At 43.8% G+C, this 18,018-nt stretch carries 19 protein-coding genes; 6 read left to right on the top strand and 13 right to left on the bottom strand.

From position 1 onward, the window contains the following. Positions 1-89 precede the first annotated feature (89 nt). The 4 genes from AC0NJP_RS12850 to AC0NJP_RS12865 all read right to left on the bottom strand — a co-directional run bounded on the left by AC0NJP_RS12850 (position 90) and on the right by AC0NJP_RS12865 (position 3,829). Positions 90-1,547 (bottom strand): sodium:solute symporter family protein, encoded by a 1,458-nt coding sequence (locus AC0NJP_RS12850; protein ID WP_474700048.1) that lies wholly within the window; start codon positions 1,545-1,547, stop codon positions 90-92. Positions 1,548-1,579: 32 nt separating this feature from the next. After that, positions 1,580-1,777 carry a DUF3311 domain-containing protein gene (locus AC0NJP_RS12855; RefSeq protein WP_474039414.1) on the bottom strand — a complete coding sequence of 66 codons (198 nt, stop codon included), beginning with the start codon at positions 1,775-1,777 and terminating at the stop codon, positions 1,580-1,582. A 109-nt stretch (positions 1,778-1,886) separates the two neighbouring features. Continuing rightward, the gene (locus tag AC0NJP_RS12860) at positions 1,887-2,666 is read right to left on the bottom strand and encodes a tRNA threonylcarbamoyladenosine dehydratase (RefSeq protein ID WP_474700092.1); all 780 of its coding nucleotides are present in this window, start codon (positions 2,664-2,666) and stop codon (positions 1,887-1,889) included. A 14-nt stretch (positions 2,667-2,680) separates the two neighbouring features. After that, positions 2,681-3,829, bottom strand: coding sequence for a cobalamin B12-binding domain-containing protein (locus tag AC0NJP_RS12865; RefSeq protein WP_474700049.1), 1,149 nt, complete (start codon positions 3,827-3,829; stop codon positions 2,681-2,683). 199 nt (positions 3,830-4,028) lie between these two features. On the opposite strand from AC0NJP_RS12865, the gene AC0NJP_RS12870 reads away from it, so the two are divergent. The 5 genes from AC0NJP_RS12870 (at position 4,029) to AC0NJP_RS12890 (ending at position 8,524) form a co-directional block, all read left to right on the top strand. Further along, positions 4,029-5,480 (top strand): bifunctional diguanylate cyclase/phosphohydrolase, encoded by a 1,452-nt coding sequence (locus AC0NJP_RS12870; RefSeq protein WP_474700050.1) that lies wholly within the window; start codon positions 4,029-4,031, stop codon positions 5,478-5,480. A gap of 20 nt (positions 5,481-5,500) precedes the next feature. After that, complete coding sequence (locus tag AC0NJP_RS12875; protein ID WP_474700051.1) at positions 5,501-5,833, top strand: hypothetical protein; 333 nt, start codon at positions 5,501-5,503, stop codon at positions 5,831-5,833. Positions 5,834-5,950: 117 nt separating this feature from the next. Beyond that, positions 5,951-6,148, top strand: coding sequence for a hypothetical protein (locus tag AC0NJP_RS12880; RefSeq protein WP_474039418.1), 198 nt, complete (start codon positions 5,951-5,953; stop codon positions 6,146-6,148). A gap of 226 nt (positions 6,149-6,374) precedes the next feature. Beyond that, positions 6,375-7,442, top strand: coding sequence for an HD-GYP domain-containing protein (locus tag AC0NJP_RS12885; RefSeq protein WP_474700052.1), 1,068 nt, complete (start codon positions 6,375-6,377; stop codon positions 7,440-7,442). Between the two features lie 14 nt (positions 7,443-7,456). Beyond that, complete coding sequence (locus tag AC0NJP_RS12890; RefSeq protein WP_474700053.1) at positions 7,457-8,524, top strand: HD-GYP domain-containing protein; 1,068 nt, start codon at positions 7,457-7,459, stop codon at positions 8,522-8,524. 62 nt (positions 8,525-8,586) lie between these two features. Here AC0NJP_RS12890 and AC0NJP_RS12895 read toward each other — a convergent pair whose 3' ends face one another. The 5 genes from AC0NJP_RS12895 to AC0NJP_RS12915 form a co-directional block, all read right to left on the bottom strand. After that, complete coding sequence (locus AC0NJP_RS12895; protein ID WP_474700054.1) at positions 8,587-9,699, bottom strand: acyl-CoA dehydrogenase family protein; 1,113 nt, start codon at positions 9,697-9,699, stop codon at positions 8,587-8,589. Between the two features lie 4 nt (positions 9,700-9,703). Next, entirely contained in the window at positions 9,704-10,369 is a 666-nt protein-coding gene (locus AC0NJP_RS12900) for a 3-oxoacid CoA-transferase subunit B (RefSeq protein ID WP_474700055.1), read from the bottom strand. Positions 10,370-10,407: 38 nt separating this feature from the next. Beyond that, a complete protein-coding gene (locus AC0NJP_RS12905) occupies positions 10,408-11,151 on the bottom strand; it encodes a CoA transferase subunit A (protein WP_474700056.1) in 744 nt (247 codons plus the stop codon). 228 nt (positions 11,152-11,379) lie between these two features. Continuing rightward, complete coding sequence (locus AC0NJP_RS12910) at positions 11,380-12,735, bottom strand: sigma-54 interaction domain-containing protein (protein ID WP_474700057.1); 1,356 nt, start codon at positions 12,733-12,735, stop codon at positions 11,380-11,382. A gap of 19 nt (positions 12,736-12,754) precedes the next feature. After that, positions 12,755-13,594 (bottom strand): DMT family transporter, encoded by an 840-nt coding sequence (locus AC0NJP_RS12915; protein ID WP_474700058.1) that lies wholly within the window; start codon positions 13,592-13,594, stop codon positions 12,755-12,757. A 139-nt stretch (positions 13,595-13,733) separates the two neighbouring features. Here AC0NJP_RS12915 and AC0NJP_RS12920 point away from each other — a divergent pair, with 139 nt between their 5' ends. Beyond that, positions 13,734-13,886 (top strand): hypothetical protein, encoded by a 153-nt coding sequence (locus AC0NJP_RS12920; RefSeq protein WP_474039426.1) that lies wholly within the window; start codon positions 13,734-13,736, stop codon positions 13,884-13,886. A gap of 107 nt (positions 13,887-13,993) precedes the next feature. Here the strand turns inward: AC0NJP_RS12920 and AC0NJP_RS12925 are convergent, their stop codons facing one another. From AC0NJP_RS12925 to AC0NJP_RS12940, 4 genes are all read right to left on the bottom strand, one after another. Beyond that, positions 13,994-15,052: an Ldh family oxidoreductase gene (locus AC0NJP_RS12925; RefSeq protein WP_474700059.1), complete on the bottom strand. Its 1,059-nt coding sequence runs from the start codon at positions 15,050-15,052 to the stop codon at positions 13,994-13,996. 53 nt (positions 15,053-15,105) lie between these two features. Then, positions 15,106-15,936, bottom strand: coding sequence for a transporter substrate-binding domain-containing protein (locus AC0NJP_RS12930; RefSeq protein ID WP_474700060.1), 831 nt, complete (start codon positions 15,934-15,936; stop codon positions 15,106-15,108). Further along, entirely contained in the window at positions 15,929-17,134 is a 1,206-nt protein-coding gene (locus AC0NJP_RS12935) for a pyridoxal phosphate-dependent aminotransferase (protein ID WP_474700061.1), read from the bottom strand. The genes AC0NJP_RS12930 and AC0NJP_RS12935 overlap by 8 nt, the downstream gene beginning before the upstream one ends. 190 nt (positions 17,135-17,324) lie before the next feature. Further along, positions 17,325-18,014: an HAD family hydrolase gene (locus AC0NJP_RS12940; protein ID WP_474039430.1), complete on the bottom strand. Its 690-nt coding sequence runs from the start codon at positions 18,012-18,014 to the stop codon at positions 17,325-17,327. Between the last annotated feature and the right edge of the window lie 4 nt (positions 18,015-18,018).

Here is an 18,018-nt window from a genome sequence, read left to right on the forward strand (position 1 = left end):
AGACGGGTATATCCCGCCTAGTCCTTTTATATTACTTGCATGTATCATTTATGCAATTTCGTGTCTTTTTTATGTCTTGCAATGCAATTCTATTCGTGGCGCGTTTCTCTAACACCGGAAGAAGTCAAAAGACTTACCACAACATAGACAACAAGATTGGCTACAAGGGCCACAAAACCAGCATTTAAATTCATGCCAAGAATCGGCGTCGGATCCATTTTCCCTAAGATCAAGCCAAATACGAGAGCTTCGCCGACAAGCAAGCCAGAAAAAGCCGCGATTTTCGTTCCTTTATGCCAGAAAAGCCCCAGAACAATCATCGGGAAGAACTGCGTAACACCGGAATAACCAGTTAATAATAAGTTAACCAGCATATTGGGCAGGAAAATGGCTAAGCACAAGGCAATTGCAGTTAAACCAAGCACAGCACCCTTGGCGACTTTTGCCGTTTTTTCCGGCGTGGCATCTTTACCAACAGTTTTACCATAAATGCCTTTGGTAAAGAGCATCGAGGTAGAAAGCAGCAAATCAGCCGCAGGAATCATACAGGCCAAAGCACCAGCACCGCCAACGAGACCTAAGGCCCAACTGGGAAAGATCTGTTTTACTAAGGACATAAACGCCATATCGGGCGTTTTCAACGGTTCGCTAAGAACTAGTAAAGCCGTAAAACCGACCAACATCGGGAAAAGCATGCAAATCTGATACAAAGGCAAATATGTTGCGTTGTGACGCAATACATCAGGATTTTTTGCACTAAAGCTGTTTGGCACAAAGTGAGGCCACATGTAAAAACCTAGAGCTGTCAACATGAGCGTCGACATAAACCAGCTCACATCAAAATTTTTCGTGCCGCCAGGTAAAGATAAGAACCCTGGTTTTGCCGCTTCAAGGGCTTCAAACATACCGCCGACACTGCCAAAAAAGTGATATGGCAAATATAGACCAAAGAAAGCCACGGCTAGCATCATCAGAACATCTTTAAATACAGCTGTCGAGGCAACCCCTTTTAAGCCGCTCAAATACACAAAAGACGCAACAAGTATGAAAGCAATCATCATTGCTGGTACTCGGGTCAATAAACCGTAAGAACAGGTTTCAATAATAAGTCCCAAACCAGTAAGCTGTAATTGCAAGTAAGGCAGAAGAAAAGCAACGCCAATGACTGCTGTAAAAATGGCTAAAGGACGGCTGTTATAAAGATGCTCAATCAAATCCGGCTGGGTCATTAAACCATATTTTTTCCCCAACGGGGAAATCTTCGGCAGTAAATAATAGCCGACAATATAAGCAAGAGCGCCATAGCCAACAACATAAAAAGTCGGGCCGCCGCGGCTATAGGCCCAGCCGCTTGCTCCAAGAAATGCAAAAGCTGTATAAATTTCGCCAGCTAAAATGAACCAGCTCAGCCAATGGCCGAAGCTGCGCCCGCCTACGGCCCACTCTTCTAGATTCATTTTGTGTTTTAAACCAGGCATCATGCCAATGCCTGTAGCAAATAAAATAAAGGCAAAAATCACGATTAATGAAATTATTTGGTCATTCATATGTATACACCCCATTTTCTACCGCAAAAGGTTTACGGCTCATGTTCTGCTTTGGCATCAATTCGATAAATGATCTGCAAACAAACAAAGGCTACAAAAATGCCTGCGACAAGCCAAAACCCTAAAAAAGGAAGCCCCATCACAATAGGATGAACCTGATTGACAAAAGGAACCATCCCTACAGTCCAAATAAATGGAATCAACGTCAAAATGACTTTCAAAAACTTCATAGCAACCCCTCCTTTTAAAAAAATAGAGACACTTCGCCTAAGTGCCTCTCCCTTGAGTAAATCAATTCTGTTACAAAAATATTATAATACGTATTTATCGAAAGAACAACTATTTTTTCGCACCACTTGTCTCCTGGGAAAGAGCAATCGCCTTCACAACTTCGCCAGCAATGATTAAACCGACAACCGAAGGAACAAAAGCGATACTCCCTGGGATCTGATTGCGCGTCGTGCACGTACGAGTACTGCCACTCGGACAAATACAGCTCGTCGCACAACTAGAATTTTCTGTTTCCTGCGGCACTAACGGCTGTTCCTTCGAATAGACGACTTTCAGCTTCGGTATGCCGCGCTTTTTCAATTCCTTACGCATCACTTTCGCCAAGGGACAAACGGATGTCCGGTAGATATCAGCCACTTCAAAGCGCGTCGGATCTAGCTTATTGCCTGCTCCCATGCTGCTAATGATCGGAATATTACGCTTATTAGCCTGCACAACAAGATCAATTTTGGCTGTCACCGTATCAATGGCATCAACAATATAGTTATAGTCGCTAGCGAGCAGCCGATCGGCCTGATCTGGCAGATAAAACTCTTGAAAAATTTCGACTTCAGCTTGGGGATTGATCTCTAAAATGCGCTCACGCATAACCTCAACTTTCGGTCTTCCCACTGTTTTCGTGGTAGCATGAAGTTGTCGGTTAATATTCGTTAGACAAATACAATCATCATCGACAAGAACAAACCGTCCCACACCGCTGCGAACTAGACCTTCCACAACGAAAGTACCTACACCGCCAATGCCAAAAATAGCTACCTTACTCTGTTTTAATTTTTCTAACCCTTCAGCGCCAAGCAAAAGCTCTGTTCTAGAAAATTTATGAAGCATCATGTCACCCTTTATTATTTAATATTATTTGAATTCGTCAGCCCATAAAGCTGATCGGCATACAAAGTTAAATCATGGAGATCTGTCATATACTCATCAGCGCCAAAAAGATTTTTTACAGTATCCCGCGGCAAAGCGCCGAAGGCGGCGCCCCCGACAAGTACTTTTATATTATCAAACGCCTGGTCTTTGCGCAGGCTAGTAATAATCTGCTTAGTATCTGGTAAATGATCCGAAAGAGTCACCGAAATCCCCAAAAGTTTCGGTTGTATTTGCCGCAACACGCCTTCCACATCTCGCGACGGGACATTACTGCCCATAAAAGTTACATCCCACCCCTTTAAAAATAAAATATCAGCAGCCATTTTAGCACCAAGCTCGTGATATTCTTTGGCTGTTGCAAAAATCACAGCTCGCGGCCGTACCGTTTCAGCTGACGGCAACGTTTCCAGCATCGCCCGGGCAAATAAAACCGCCATAACTTGACTAGCTGAAGCAGTAGCAATATGCTCTTGGGCAGCGCTAATTTTCCCCTGCTGCCATTGCCTACCAATATAATACATCACTGTTTTGACAGTCTCTTCGTAAAAATCCAACAGTGAATCATATTCAGCCCTAGCTGTTTCAAAAACAGGTAATACCTGACTAAAATCTTTGCTAAGCAAAATATCTGCTAGTTCAAAAATCGTAAACTTTTTCGCGATAAGTTTATTTTCATCCTGCTCTTTGCTGGTTTGACTCGCTTCGATGAAAAAGGAATGATACATAGTAAGCTGCTGCAATAGCTGCGCTAAATCGGCCATACAACGATTGCCGCTTCGTTCTAGTAAGGCCTTTTCTAGGCTTTGAAAGAGAAGTGGAAAATATTCATAGGCAAACCCGCGCGCCTGATAAGTCCCATAGAGCCAGGAAATTTGCTCAAGTAACATTTTCTGATTCGCAAAGTGACAGTACACTAGCAAAATAGCGTTGAACCGATGCAATGTTTCATACATCAGTGGTCGTTGTTCGGTCTGTCGACCAATAAGCTGATCAAGCATGAGATGCTTTTCCAGTTGCTCTCGTGTTTTGAGAAAAACAGAGTAACGCGCCACTTCATAAAACTGCTTCGAGACAATGCCAATTTTAGGCAAAGAAACATCAACTACCGCTAATGACTCCATCGAACCCTTCTCCTCTTATGCGTTTACCTTTATTGTACTATAGAATGATCACTCTGAAAACCTTGTAAGACTTTTTATTAGCTTTTTTTGATTTTTTATATCGTTTTTTGTCGATAGCAATCTTAATGAGCAGGATTTAATCTATCTGTTAGGGAAATAGTTACAATCGTCCTATTCTTTTTTGGTTGGGAGTGAAATTATGAAAGAGCTGAATCTTTTACTCGCCACGAAGCAGAATCGAGACATAGATCTGATCCAGCAGCATCTTCAGCAATTTGGCTTTATCTTTACAATTACACCGATTGCCACTTTAGAAAATTTTACAATGCACCTCATGCCATCCGCTTGGGATGTCATTATTGCCGAATACGAACCGTATTTCCTCTTAAAAGCCCTTACATTCTGCCAAAAGCAGCAGAGTTCGCCACCTTTTATTATTCTAGCTGATATAGCTGATGAGGCTACGATTGTAGAGTGCCTCCATGCTGGCGCCTGTGATTTTATCACGCGCTCTCGCCTGGAACGCCTCGGTCCAGCTCTCCTGCGCGAACAAGCGGCAAATCGACTTGCTCAATTCGGCTCTTTGGCAAACACCGAGGACGGTAGAGATCGTTTTCGTTATTTAAGCCAACATGATTTTTTGACAGAACTATATAACCGTTCCTACTTTGAAGCGGAAATGCTACGTCTGTCGCAAGAAAAATATGCCCCTATCGGTATTATTGTTGGCGATATTGACGGATTAAAACTTGTAAATGATACGCTAGGCAATGAAACAGGCGATGTCCTACTCATGATTGCCGCTGGACTTTTGCGCGAAGCGGCGCCGCCGCAAGTCTGCGTAGCCCGTACAGGCGGTGATGAATTTGCTATTTTACTGCCTAATACAACCTTGGCAGCCCTAGAAATCATCGCTAAGGAAATTCGCTATAAAACGGCTTTAATCAATCAAACACAACAAAGTCTCAATTTAAGCCTATCCATTGGGTATGCTTTATCAGACTGCAACCCGCATCCTGATTTAATTGCCTGCTACAAACAGGCTGACACTCACATGTATCGGGAAAAACTGCATCGTAATAAAAGCGCCCGCAGCTCGATTGTTCAAACAGCTATGAAGCTTTTAGAAGCGCGTGATTTTATTACGGAAGGCCATGCTGATCGAATGCAAGATCTTGCCGAAGCATTAGGAGAGCTGCTTGCGCTACCGCAAGAAAGCCTCAGCGATTTAAGACTCTTGGCTCAGTTTCATGATATTGGCAAAATAGGTATTCCTGATCGGATTCTCTTTAAACCAGACAGTTTAACAACAGAAGAATACAGTGAGATGCAACGTCATTGTGAAATTGGCTATCGTATCGCCTATTCTGCGCCAGATTTAATTCCTATTGCCGAGCAAATTCTAAAACACCATGAGTGGTGGAATGGCCAAGGCTATCCTTTCGGCCTAGCAGGAGAAGAAATCCCGTTAGCTTGCCGCATTTTATCGATTGTCGATGCCTATGATGCTATGACAAGCGACAGACCTTATCGTAAAGCCATGCCCTCAGAACAGGCGCTGCAAGAACTGCAACGTTGCGCCGGCAAGCAATTTGATCCGACACTTGTGGAAGTCTTTACTGAGCTAATAAAAAAACATATATCGCCCTGATAGAGAGGAAGTAAATTACCATGGACAAAACTTGTACCCCTGAAAATTCGCTATTCACTTTTTATGAAGCTCTCGGCTTTGAAGAGGTGGAAATTGAAGATGGTTTAACAGCGCTTTGTGTAGAAGAAAAATTAGACGGTCCCTACGGCTTGCTGACTGATGAAGCAGGCAATATCCCCGCTTCTTTAGCCAAAGGCCTTGTTTTTGCCTGTTATTCCGAGCAAGATGCTTTTCTCTGGAGCGCCACCTTCAAAAACTCCCAGCAGTTTCGCGATCTTTGGTTAAAGGCAGCCTCTCTGCCAGACCGCTTTGCCGCTATAGCTGAATATAGCAAAAAACAGCACGAAGAGTAGATAAAATTTAGTCAAGCTATTTTTCGCAATTTTTTGTAATATTGTTGTATTTCCCCTCACAAGAGCCTATAATAAAGCTAGAGAGACATAGAGAAAAGTAGTGAGGGGGATTTGAAAATGGCACAACTGGCGGCTATCTTACAAAGCGACTCAAACGCTACAGCAAAACACTTACTAGAAGAGCTTGATTCTTTGGAGGACAGAACCTGCAGTCACTGCACCCACTGTACAAGCTGCAACATAGAATGCGGCGATATTCGGATCTTTGAGAATATGCGTAAAGAAATTCTCGAACTAACAAGTCATTCCTACTAGTTAAACCGAGAAAAAAGGACTATCACCAAAGCAGCTATACGCTGCTTTCCGGCGATAGTCCTTTTTTACCGATCATTTACAATAACAGGACTTTTCGCCTTGTCTTTTCCATTAAAATCCCGCCTCTCCTCCCATTGCCGCCGCTGCCGTAATAGGCTATCATATTTATAATAAGCAACTATTATAATATTGTAAATTTTACGGCAATAGAAGGAGGTGTTCATGTATGCCAGCCCAAGAATTACACTCTTATGAATTACCAAAGTTAAAGGCCGGAATGCTGCTCGGCAAAAGCGTTCTCGATCTACGCGGACGTATTTTGTTATCAGAAGGAACTGTTTTGAGTGATCCGCTCATTGACCGCCTCTTCCGTCTCGGCGTAGAAGATGTAATGATTCAAGAAGAAGCTAGCGTAACACTGGAAGGCTCAGTGACACTGGAAGCTGCCAAAGTTGAATCATTGCACAAAGCCGCAAAAGTCATTAAAGACGCCTTTAAGGCCATTGAGCATTATGATAAAGTCCCTGTAAAAGTATTTGAAAACGTGGCTAAAAGTGACCTGATTCCTATCGTCAACGGCCCTGCTTCACTCAATTATTTAACACTCGATCACCCTGCTCCAGAATATCTCTTTAACCATTCGATGAATGTAGGCCTCTTAAGCGGTGCGATTGGCAAATGGCTCGGTTATGAAGAAAAAGCAATCTCTGATCTTATTATGGCCGGATTATTACATGATATTGGCAAAGCTAAAATTCCCGCGGAACTTGTAATTAAACCAGGCAAACTCTCTGAAGCGGAAATGAAGGTTATGCGTCTTCATGCTACTTATAGTTATAGTATGATCGCTTCCCTTCCCGGAATTTCCAAAGAAGCCGCTTTTGCGGTTCTCCAACATCATGAGCGCCTTGACGGTAGCGGCTATCCCGGCCATTTTACGGCTGATAAAATCCATCCCTATAGTCGTATTATCGCCATCGCCGATACCTATGATGCCATGATCTCCAATCGACTGTACAGTGAAAAAGTAACTCCATTTGCCGCAGCGGAACACTTAAGCAAAAATATGTATGGAAAATTCGATATTGAAATTTGCTCAACCTTTCTCAATGAATTTGGACAATCTATATCAGGCAATATGGTCAAACTGACTGACGGCTCAGAAGGACAGCTTATCATTACGGGTCCTTTTGTTACTGCCAAACCGATTCTTCATCGGTTAGATGGACAGTTTGTCACCCTACCCGATTTTAAAAGCATCGCCGAAATTATGCCTTATCCCATTTCTTCATAAAGGAGATGACAACAATGGCGGCCTTTGCCCGGCTTTATGCTTTAGACGATGTACAACCCGGTATGAAACTCGGTGATGATGTCTTAGATAGCCGCAATAAAATCCTTCTTGTCAAAGGTACGACTCTGAATGAGTCGCTGCTGCTTCACCTAGAACACTTGGGGGTAGAATACGTTCCAATCGAAACGGAACAGCCGGTTATTTCCATCCAGCCAATCGTGTTAGAAAAAGGTAAACTGGCCTTGCTTGAAAATGCCGTAACAACACTCAAACAAGCATTTCAAGTCATCGCCACACGCAAAGTTGTTCCTTTAAAAGTTTTTATAACGATTGCTGAAAACTATGTACTGCCCCTAGCCTTGTCATCTGGCGCCATTAGTTACCTCAATGTGGAAAATCCAGCAGAAGATTATCTGTATCACCATTCAGTCCGTGTAGGCCTCTTAAGCGGCGCCATGGGGAAATGGCTCGGCTATAGTCGCACAGAAATCAAACAACTTACGCTAGCAGGTCTGCTGCATGATATTGGCAAACTCACCTTAAATCAAGCACTGCTCGATAAACCGGTAAGCCTGAGCCCGGAAGAGTGGAAACTCATGAAGGAACACCCGTCGCAAGCCTATAAAATGTTGCTTAGCTGTCGCGGTATGGAACCGCCTGTAGCGCTTGCTGTCCTACAGCATCACGAACGTCTTGATGGTAGCGGTTATCCTGGCGGTTTTACAGCGCCAAAGATTCACCCCTTCGGCCGTATTCTAGCCATTGCTGACAGTTATGATGCGATGATATCAGACCGTTTATATCAAGAGCGTATGAGCCCCTTCCAAGCGATCCAAAGCCTCATTGGCGATATGTACACGAAGCTCGATGCCGAACTTTGTACAACCTTCTTAATTCAGTCCTCTTACGCAATGGTTGGCAACGTAGTAGAACTAGAAGATGGCCGAGAGGGCGAAATCATCTATTCAGGTCATTACTTAAGCCCACGACCCATTCTGGCTTTTGAAAACGGCGAATGTCTCTCGTTAACTGATTGGAAAGGCATTCAACGAATTCGTAGTTGTATCCCCTCTATTCATTAAAAACCAAACCGGAACAAGGCGCTTATTCCTGTTGCCTGTTCCGGTTTATTTTTTCTGTGTCCTTATGCCAAATAGGTACTACCCAAAACCATTTTCAACACTTCTGACGAGCCAACGCCAATATCCATCAGCCTGGCATCGCGAGCATAGCGCTCTAAAGGATGATGCTTCATATACCCATGACCGCCAAGTACCTGCAGGGCTTCATAAGTAATCTCCTGCGCCGCCCGTGCACCATAGAGTTTGGCGATAGATGCTTTTTCACTATAATCACTGCCTGCGGCTCGTCCTTTGACAGCATCAGCCGTTAACAGACGATAGGCCTGTAAGGAAATGACCATGTTAGCCGTCTTTTCCTGCATCGCATAGAGCTTACTGATCGGCTTACCAAAAGCTTGCCGTTTCTTCGCATAGGCCGTAGCCGCTGCAAATGCCGCTTCAGCAATGCCAAGCCCCATAACAGCCATTCCTAGCCGTCCGCCCACAAGACCGTATAAAGCCGCTTTAAAGCCACTATTCACATTTCCAACAATCTGCTCTTCCTGAATCTCAACTTGGTTCAAGAGCAAGCTCGTCGTCTGCGAACTCCGGCAGCCAAGCTTCTCTAGCGGTTCCCCAATGGTTAATCCTGTTGCGCCTTTTTCTAAAATTACAAGACTAATTCCCTTAGCGCCGAGATCAGGCGCTGTTTTTACGGCAATAAAATAAAGATCCGCCAAAGCGCCATTGGTACAAAAATACTTTGTGCCAGAAAGCGACCATCCTTGCTCTGTTTTTACCGCCAAAGCCTCTATCGCCGCGGCATCAGAACCAGCTTGCGGTTCACTAATCGTAAATGCGGCAATCTTATCGCCCTGAAGCATGGGCCTTAAATACGTAGCTTGCTGCTCCTTCGTACCAAATTTCAGTAAAGTATCACAAGCCATCCAATGAACAATTAAGGTGAGGGATACACCAGCGCTTGCTTTGGCGATTTCCGTAACAGCCTGGTAAACCGTTTCCATATCCCGCCCAGCGCCGCCATATTCTTGCGGATATTGACTCCCCCATAGCCCTAGCTCCTGTAAATCCCCCAACAATTCACGAGGAAAACGGTTCTCCTTATCAAGGGTATAGGCAAGCGGCGACAGTTTTTTATCGCAAAAGGCGCGGACTTTCTCTAACCACTCCTCCATGGCCTCAGCCTCCTAATACCATTTCGTGAAAATCATCAGCTACGTCAAAATCGGCCTCAGTAATGGCTCTAACCTCATCAATCGTAACGCCAGGAGCCGTTTCTCGTAAAATTAGACGATTTTTTCCGACGTTAAATACAGCTTTTTCCGTAATAATCATCTTAACAGTACCTTTTCCGGTTAGCGGCAGCTCGCAGCGTTTCTTCACCTTGGAAACTCCCTCTTTATCAGTATGCATCAAACAAGCAACCACTTGCTTCGTCCCATAAGTCAAATCCATAGCGCCGCCAATCCCTGGCCACCATTTTCCTTTGCGCTTTACAGCCCAATTGGCAATATTTCCTTCCTGATCGACCTCTAATGCGCCTAAAATCGTAATATCAAGAAATCCCTTGCGCATAATGGCAAAAGAAACGCCCACAGAAAAGATCGATGCGCCTGGCAGCATCGTAACTGGCTCGCCGCCGGCATTACCAATATCAGAATCGGCAAGATCGGCCTTCGGACTCGGTCCGAACCCTAAAGCGCCATTTTCTGTATGAAAAATTAAATTTACACCTTCCGGCAAATAATTGACTGCTTGGGTAGGCATGCCAAACCCCAGATTGACAATCTGCCCATCCTTCAATTCCTGTGCCGCCCGTCGGGCGATCAATTCTCTCGGATCCATCAATGATACCTCCCTTATTTTCCCTAATTCTTTATAAGTTACGCCTTCAACTTGCCTTTAGAAAGCCAGTCGCGTCGATAAATATCATCCTGTTCAGCTAATGTGTAACCTTTGACGACAGCATTCACAAAAATCCCCGGCGTTCCTACCCGTTCAGGTGAAATAGTACCGACAGGTACAATTTCATTAACTTCTGCAATCGTAAATTGTCCCGCCATAGCGACTTCCTGCTGATCATTAATTCCGGTCTGACGATATTCTAAATTGCCCATTTCATCGGCCCGCCAGGCTTTGACAATGGAAACTTCCGCCGTTAAAGCAGGCTCAATGAAGCATTCTATTCCATTTATAACAAGTTTCGCCTTCGGCTCTTCTAAATGAGGAAATAAGCCCGCTTCATCTAAGATTCCGACACCAACTGGAATGAGCGCCGCTGGTAATCCCACGGCCCCCGCATGGACCTTTTCTACCCAGGTTCCCATCGGAAAAAACTGCTTTACCATAAGTCTGTCAGCTAAATACTCTTCCGTAGATTCCGGGGTTGTCCCGACATGGCTTGAAATCAATTCTTTCACCATTTGATGCTTATAGAGAAGCGCTTTGCCAAACCCAGCTCTACCTGGCGTAATGGCAATAAGAGTCAGATCCTTTACCTGTTTTTCAATAAGACCTTCAATACATTTTAGAGGAGTGCCTACATCTAAGAAGCCCCCCATCATGATGCGACTGCCATCATGAACGACTTCTAGCGCCTCCTTCAAGGTCATAACTTTGGATTTCACAGTAAAACCCCTCCTTCACCAAGGCAACATAACTGTTACGCCTGGTTTTTTTGTCAATTTTATTAATTGCAAGAATAATGCCAAAAGTCACGATTCTTATTTTATCTGAGTTTCAGCCCTTAGATACGATTGAATAGTGAAAAAAGCGTAAAAAAACGTCACCAAAAGGGACATACCTTAATGATAAGGTGTCTCTTTTGGTGACGCTAACTTGACTAAAAGTACGATTCAAAGTGAATCTAATTGCAACCGTTTCAACTTTTTATATAAGACAGACCGTTGCATGCCCAGTTCACGGGCTGCCGCTGCTTTATTTCCCTTATGACGCTCTAAGGCTTCCAACAACAATGTCCGTTCCTTTTCCTCAAGAATCGTTTGATAAGAACCTTCCTGTTCCAGTTTCTTACTGATTGGATCATTTTTCTCTAGAAAACCCGGGATAACTGCCAAATCAATAAGCGGCTCATCACTCCAGATTACAGCTTGCTCTAAAAGATTTTCTAGTTCCCGTACATTTCCCGGCCAAGAATAATTCGTCAGATACTCCATCGAAGCTGTTGTTACGCCGCGGGCATCCGTCCCCAGCTTCTTATTTAGCTTATCAATCAATCCCGCAATAAACATGGGAATTTCCTCGCGTCTTTCTCGCAGCGGCGGAATCTCGATTTCTAAAACCTTCAAGCGATAATAAAGATCCTCACGAAACCGATGCTCGGCCACCAGTTGCGGCAAATTCTGATTGGTAGCGGAAATAACTCGAATATCGTCAAGCCCAATAGATTTCGTATCGCCAATACGTTCTACCTGCCGTTCCTGTAAAACCTGAAGTAACTTGGCCTGCATAAATAAAGGCATATCGCCAATCTCATCTAGAAACAACGTACCGCCGAGAGCCAACTCAAATTTACCGGGTTTTCCGCCACGGCGGGCGCCAGTAAAAGCGCCATCTACATAGCCGAACAGCTCTGACTCCAAAAGTGTTTCTGGTATAGCCGCACAATTGACACGAATAAAGGGACCTTCACTACGAGTGGAACGACTATGAATCGCTTCCGCTAAAATCCCCTTGCCTGTACCGCTTTCGCCAGTAATCAAAAGATTCGAACTCGTCCGGGAAGCTCGCCGCGCCAATCGCTTTACGAGCAGCATCCCTTCTGATTCGCCAATAATCTGCCGACAAGTGTGAAGTTCACGAAAAAAACTATTGCGGCAAACATTCGGACGAACGAGCCGATTGGCTACTTCATGAGCCGTAATCATATCAGGAAAAAGCGTCTTGACAACAGCGCCAATAATTCGCTTGCCTTGTTTTAAGGGAAAACGAGCTACAACCAATTCATGACCGCCAAGGTTTAAGGTCTCTCCCCATTGCGAGTGGCTTTCCGCTACCGTATCAACTAACCGGCAATCAGGAATGACCTCCCACACATTTTTACCCAGAACCGCCTCTTCTGTAAGGCGAAGCAACTTTAAGAAAAAAGAATTCACATAAATAACTTGACCTGTTGCATCAATAGCTAAAACACCCTGAAAAGGCGTATCAAGCATCGCTTCTAGCCATTCATTCCGTTTGATTTCCACCATATGAGGCCTCCTTCTGTTTCTACTTTGATGATGAAACCGATCGCTGGGCCGCCCACCCACGGGCCAAAACAGCAATAATCACAATCACGCCACCGATGAAAGCATACGCTCCTGGCACTTCACCTAAAATGAAGAAAACCCAAAGTGGATTTAAAATTGGTTCCAGCGTAGTAATCAAAACAGCATCCAAAGCTTTTACATAGGAAATCGCCCAGGAATAAAGTACATAGGCCAAGCCGAGCTGTACTACTCCCAGATACGCCATTGCCGTTAGATTGGCAACACTAAGCGTAAGTTCACCCCAAAAGGGAAACGTCAAAAGAAAAGTGATCCCATTGCCAAGCAATATGGAGCTATAAGGCGACTCATCTTTTTGACGCCGCATGAAAATAAATAAAAAAGCATAGGCAATGCCACTGCCAACGGCACATAAATTACCAATCATCCCATCAAGATTCACCCGATCGAAAAAGAAAAAAACCATACCGATAAACACAAAAAAAATCGCAATCCAATCGCGCCGCTTCGCTGGTTCTCCCAAAAGCCAACCGCCGAAAATCGCCACATAGAGCGGCGCCGTATACTGCAATAAAATGGCATTTGCCGCTGTTGTCATTTTAGTGGCAATAACAAATAATGTTACGGCACTGCAATAAGCCACAGCGCCGCCCCAAACGACAGGTCCCAGCCGAAAGGGCTGACGACGAAAACAAATTGCGATGACAAAGGCTGCAATGAGACTGCGCACCCCCGCTACAGCCAGAGGGTTCCACTCAACCCATTTGATCATTACGCCGCCGGTGCTCCAGATGAAAGCGGTGCAAAAGAGAGCGACTGTTGCTTTATTATTTATTGTCATGAACGAAGATGTCCTTTCTGAGCAAGAGCGAAATTATCGCAATACACTTTCTATTGCGTCTTTTTACTTTTCTGTTTACAAGATTGATCTGAAATGATAGTATGACAACGTTATTAAATTAAAGAGGTGTTAAGGATACATGGAAAAGTTAAACCTTTTGGCCCGCATTAACAAACTGGCAACCCTCGTACACAGCAAAGACGTAGCACAAACCCTTTCGACAGAAACGTTAACGGAATTAAAAGCGACTCTCGACGAAATGACAGAAGAATATATTGCAGCTTACTGCTAAAGAATCTATAAATAGAATTCTTTAGAAAAATTCCCGCTTTAAACAAAAAAATCCTGCAAAAAACAGCAGCCGGATCTCATTGATGAGACCCGGCTGTTTTGTTATATTTAGAATACCTCTCTACTTGTTAAAGCATGGCTAACCTTATAAGTTTCCCGTACCCATAGCAAGTCATGGAAAACAGCTTCACTCAAAATTAGCCCTCTAGAAAGATTTTCTTCCTTTCGCAAAAATTCCAATTCCCCTGGCATATAAATTTTATTAACTTTGTCAGCATGACGCGATGCTTTCAAAGAATCAATCAACGCATCCACTCCTTCTTTGAATTCTTCCTTTTGTAAAAAAGCCTCAATGCTAATAGCGCCAAGAAAAAAACCTACACCATCTTTAATGCTTCCATCGTAATTCTTCGTTGCGGCTAAAAAGGCCCCGCTTAAGACACCGCTTAGCACTTGAACCATAATCGCTAAGCCCGATCCCTTATAACCGCCAAAAGGAACTACTCCGCCAATTAAAGCTTCTTTCGCATCTGTAGTAGGGTTACCATTACGATCAAGCGCCCAATCTGCTGGAATCGCTTGCCCTTCCAAGGCGGCGTTTTTAATCCGATTAAATGCAGCATTACTTGTCGCTGCATCAAAAACTAAGGGGTAGCGTTCTTGCGATGGCACAGCGATACAAATAGGGTTTGTGCCAAGAACACGTGAAGTCCCGCCATATACACTCATATTAGGATTACTATTACATAAAGCAATTCCAATCATATCATCTGGCAAAGCCATCATCGCATAAAATCCGGCAATACCAAAATGCCGCCCTCGTTGCACCGTAGCAAAGGCGATACCTGCTTCTTTCGCTTTAGCAATACAGCGTTGCATTGCAAAAGTACCACTAACAGCACCTAAAGCAAAATCACCATCAATCGCCAAAGTTGCTGCGGTTTCTTTGGTAATTCGAATGTGAGGTTCAGGACGAAAAAGCGCTTGAGCTAAACTGTCAGCATATTCTCTGACGCGCGCCACCCCATGAGATTTCACGCCGCGCAGTTCCGCTTCGATGAGATTATCCGCCGTAATACAGGCATCGATTTCTGAGACGCCAAGCGAAACAAAAACAGCTTGGCAAAAAGAATGTAGGTCACGATGATTGATACAGTACTGCGTCATGAGATCAGCTTCTTCCTTATTTATGAACTTAAATGGTTATACTCGGTCGCTGCTTACTTTATTTCCGAAGGAATTGTAAAGTCACCTTCTAAAAATTTTTCTGATAACGCTTTCAATGTTCCATCTTTTTTCATATCTCTAATAGTAGCATCTATACGGTCTGCTAATTTAGCTGATTCAGCATCTTTGCGCAAAATATAAAAAGTAGGAACAGGTGTAAGGTTCTCGCCAATAGCCTTAAGACCATAATTTAGCGTAGCATTTGCTTCCTTGACGGTAATCCGATTATCGATAGAGGCATCGGCCCGTCCGGTAGCCACCATATTAAGCGTTTCTGACGCGCCTTTATCGGTCAGCAGAAATTTGATTTGGGGCTCGGCTGTTTCATTATACTTTTTTAAATCCCGATAGGAAGGGCTTGTCGGTACCAAAGCCACTGTTTTGCCTCGCAAATCATCTAAGGTCTGAATATCATTTCGACTTTCTTTAATGACAATCTGATTGTCTTTTAAGTTATTGGCCTCTTTGGTAAATAGATATTTCGTATCACGGTCACTGTTATGAACCATTTGATTAGCGATTATATCTATCTGCTTCGCTTCAAGCGCCACAAAAGCACTTTCCAAACTCATTAGTTTATAGTCAAATTTAATATCGGGATTACGTTTTTCGATTTCCTTTAAAATTTCAATATCAAAACCTGTCAAATTGTTTTTTTCATCCATATAGGTATAAGGTTTATAGGTTCCCCTTGTTGCTACGTAGTAAGTCTTTACCTTACTGCTATCGGCTCCGTTACTCTGTGAACCGCAGCCAGCCGCCGCCAAACTAATAATCCCTATTACTACGATGGCAAAAAAACAGATCATTCTTTTCTTAATCATAGCGCGCTTCCCCTTTTACCTGCTCTAGTTTTTTCAGCCGCACAACAGCTTCCTGCAAAACACTTTCTTTCATACAAAAAGCGAAACGCAGCCAAACCCGACCGGTTTCACGCACCTGATCATCAAAATAAAACCCAGAAAGGGGGCGTGCGGCAAGCCCCACCGTCTCAATGAGATAACGCGCGAAATCCCAGTCGTCGGCAATACCAAACCGCGAAAAATCAGCTAAAACGAAATAGCCGCCATCAGGCTTTACATAAGGAATCTTCAGTTCTTCAAAAGCATCTGTCAAAATACTTAAGCGTCGTTTATAATCAACCCGTAGTTTTTCATAATACGAGGCTTTAACCTGCAGCGCCTCGACCATGCTGATTTGAAACGGCAAAGCCGAACTTAGCGTTAAATACTGATGGACCTTACGAATTCCCTTAGTAATAATTGGCGATGCAATCACATAGCCCAGACGCCAGCCGGTTACAGCATATACTTTAGAAAACCCATTCGTAAGAATTGTCTTTTCTCGTAAGCCAGGCAAAGTCCATATAGGCAGCGGCGGCTCCGCTTGATAGTAAAAATCATCATAGATTTCATCAGTAATCACAAACAAATCGTAGTCTCGCACAAGTTGAGCGACCGCCTCGGTTTCTTCGCGCGTAAAAATCCGTCCAGAAGGATTGTGCGGCGAATTAAACAGGATCGCCTTTGTTTTTGGCGTAATGGCAGCGGCGACTTTTGCTATATCCAAATGAAAATCAGGCTCGATTAAGTCGACATAAATAGGCTTCCCGCCTGCCAAAAGTATACCGCCTTGATAGGAAGCAAAGGCTGGCGACAAGATAATCACTTCATCACCAGGATCCAACAGGGCTAAGAAAGCGGCTGTCAAACTTTCCGTAACACCGCTGCAAACTGTAATTTCCGTTTCGAAATCAAAAGAAACATTCCACTTTGCGGCAATTCTCGTTGCAATCCCCTGCCGCAAGCTTTTCAACCCCATGGTCGGCGCATATTGATTGCAATCGCGCTGAATCGCGTCAATCGCCGCCTCCTTAAATTTTTCCTCTGTGGGATAATCAGGTTTGCCACTCCCCAAATCAACAGCTTGATAGTGCATTGCCAAATCACCTAGTTCCTTAAAGCTTGGAACTTGAATCTTATTCAGTCTTGTCGCTAATTTTCTTTCAGATACATGCTGCATTCCCGCCAACTCCTCCTCGACGTTTCCCGCTAGCCCGATAATAAAAAAAGGCCAGAGAAATCCCTTCTTAGGATTTTCTCTAGCCTTCATAGATATGATCAGCTTGACAGAAACAATAGTAATTTTCCTATAAAATATACTAATTGAAAATTAAATTACCATACTATCAAATTTTTGTCAATTGAATTTTTTAATCTGCACTATTTAGCTTGGCTTCAAATTCAGCAGGCGACGGCAGCGTTTCTACAGCCCACCAGGGATCGCAAGCTTCAAGTTCATGAAGCGCATAATTTCCTGTGGCTATCGCAATCGTTTTCGCGCCAATACTTTTACCACAGCTCACATCATTGGGCGTATCCCCAATAACAAAAAACTGCAGCGACTCATGGTGGCCATAATGTTTTTTCATTTGTGCCAGAGCGTGTGCGGCAATATCATCACGGTTACTAAAACAATTGCAAAAGGCACTATGATCAAAATTAAAATACTTAGCAAGCTTAAAATGATTGAGCTTAATATCGGCCCCAGTCATCGTATTGCCTGTTAGCAACAACATTTCATAGTTCGCTTTCTTGCCTAGTGCCTCTAGTATGTCAATGACCGAAGGCATAATCCGTCCTTCTCTCACAGCAAGCTGCGCAGCTAAAAAGCGCTCATACGTCGTTGTAAGATGAACCGTTTCTTCATAGGAAGGCTCTTTTCCTGTGATGCGCCGGATAATCTGCTCAGAAATATAATGATCAGTCATCCCTGCTGTGCGAATTCCTTCAAAGGAAATGGATTTTCCCCATAGTTCGTTAACGGCTTGATCGAAGGCGATCAAGCCGGCTTTGGCTGTACGAATCAAAGTACCGTCAATATCCCAGAATAAAATATTCATATTT

It is taken from the genome of Pelorhabdus sp. sgz311002, from assembly GCF_056134285.1.

Bases quoted from the DNA above. Each gene is read 5' to 3' on its own strand.
- AC0NJP_RS12850 (WP_474700048.1), bottom strand. From the start codon at position 1,547: ATGAATGACCAAATAATTTCATTAATCGTGATTTTTGCCTTTATTTTA.
- AC0NJP_RS12855 (WP_474039414.1), bottom strand. From the start codon at position 1,777: ATGAAGTTTTTGAAAGTCATTTTGACGTTGATTCCATTTATTTGGACT.
- AC0NJP_RS12860 (WP_474700092.1), bottom strand. From the start codon at position 2,666: ATGCTTCATAAATTTTCTAGAACAGAGCTTTTGCTTGGCGCTGAAGGG.
- AC0NJP_RS12865 (WP_474700049.1), bottom strand. From the start codon at position 3,829: ATGGAGTCATTAGCGGTAGTTGATGTTTCTTTGCCTAAAATTGGCATT.
- AC0NJP_RS12870 (WP_474700050.1), top strand. From the start codon at position 4,029: ATGAAAGAGCTGAATCTTTTACTCGCCACGAAGCAGAATCGAGACATA.
- AC0NJP_RS12875 (WP_474700051.1), top strand. From the start codon at position 5,501: ATGGACAAAACTTGTACCCCTGAAAATTCGCTATTCACTTTTTATGAA.
- AC0NJP_RS12880 (WP_474039418.1), top strand. From the start codon at position 5,951: ATGGCACAACTGGCGGCTATCTTACAAAGCGACTCAAACGCTACAGCA.
- AC0NJP_RS12885 (WP_474700052.1), top strand. From the start codon at position 6,375: ATGCCAGCCCAAGAATTACACTCTTATGAATTACCAAAGTTAAAGGCC.
- AC0NJP_RS12890 (WP_474700053.1), top strand. From the start codon at position 7,457: ATGGCGGCCTTTGCCCGGCTTTATGCTTTAGACGATGTACAACCCGGT.
- AC0NJP_RS12895 (WP_474700054.1), bottom strand. From the start codon at position 9,699: ATGGAGGAGTGGTTAGAGAAAGTCCGCGCCTTTTGCGATAAAAAACTG.
- AC0NJP_RS12900 (WP_474700055.1), bottom strand. From the start codon at position 10,369: ATGGATCCGAGAGAATTGATCGCCCGACGGGCGGCACAGGAATTGAAG.
- AC0NJP_RS12910 (WP_474700057.1), bottom strand. From the start codon at position 12,735: ATGGTGGAAATCAAACGGAATGAATGGCTAGAAGCGATGCTTGATACG.
- AC0NJP_RS12915 (WP_474700058.1), bottom strand. From the start codon at position 13,594: ATGACAATAAATAATAAAGCAACAGTCGCTCTCTTTTGCACCGCTTTC.
- AC0NJP_RS12920 (WP_474039426.1), top strand. From the start codon at position 13,734: ATGGAAAAGTTAAACCTTTTGGCCCGCATTAACAAACTGGCAACCCTC.
- AC0NJP_RS12925 (WP_474700059.1), bottom strand. From the start codon at position 15,052: ATGACGCAGTACTGTATCAATCATCGTGACCTACATTCTTTTTGCCAA.
- AC0NJP_RS12930 (WP_474700060.1), bottom strand. From the start codon at position 15,936: ATGATTAAGAAAAGAATGATCTGTTTTTTTGCCATCGTAGTAATAGGG.
- AC0NJP_RS12935 (WP_474700061.1), bottom strand. From the start codon at position 17,134: ATGCAGCATGTATCTGAAAGAAAATTAGCGACAAGACTGAATAAGATT.
- AC0NJP_RS12940 (WP_474039430.1), bottom strand. From the start codon at position 18,014: ATGAATATTTTATTCTGGGATATTGACGGTACTTTGATTCGTACAGCC.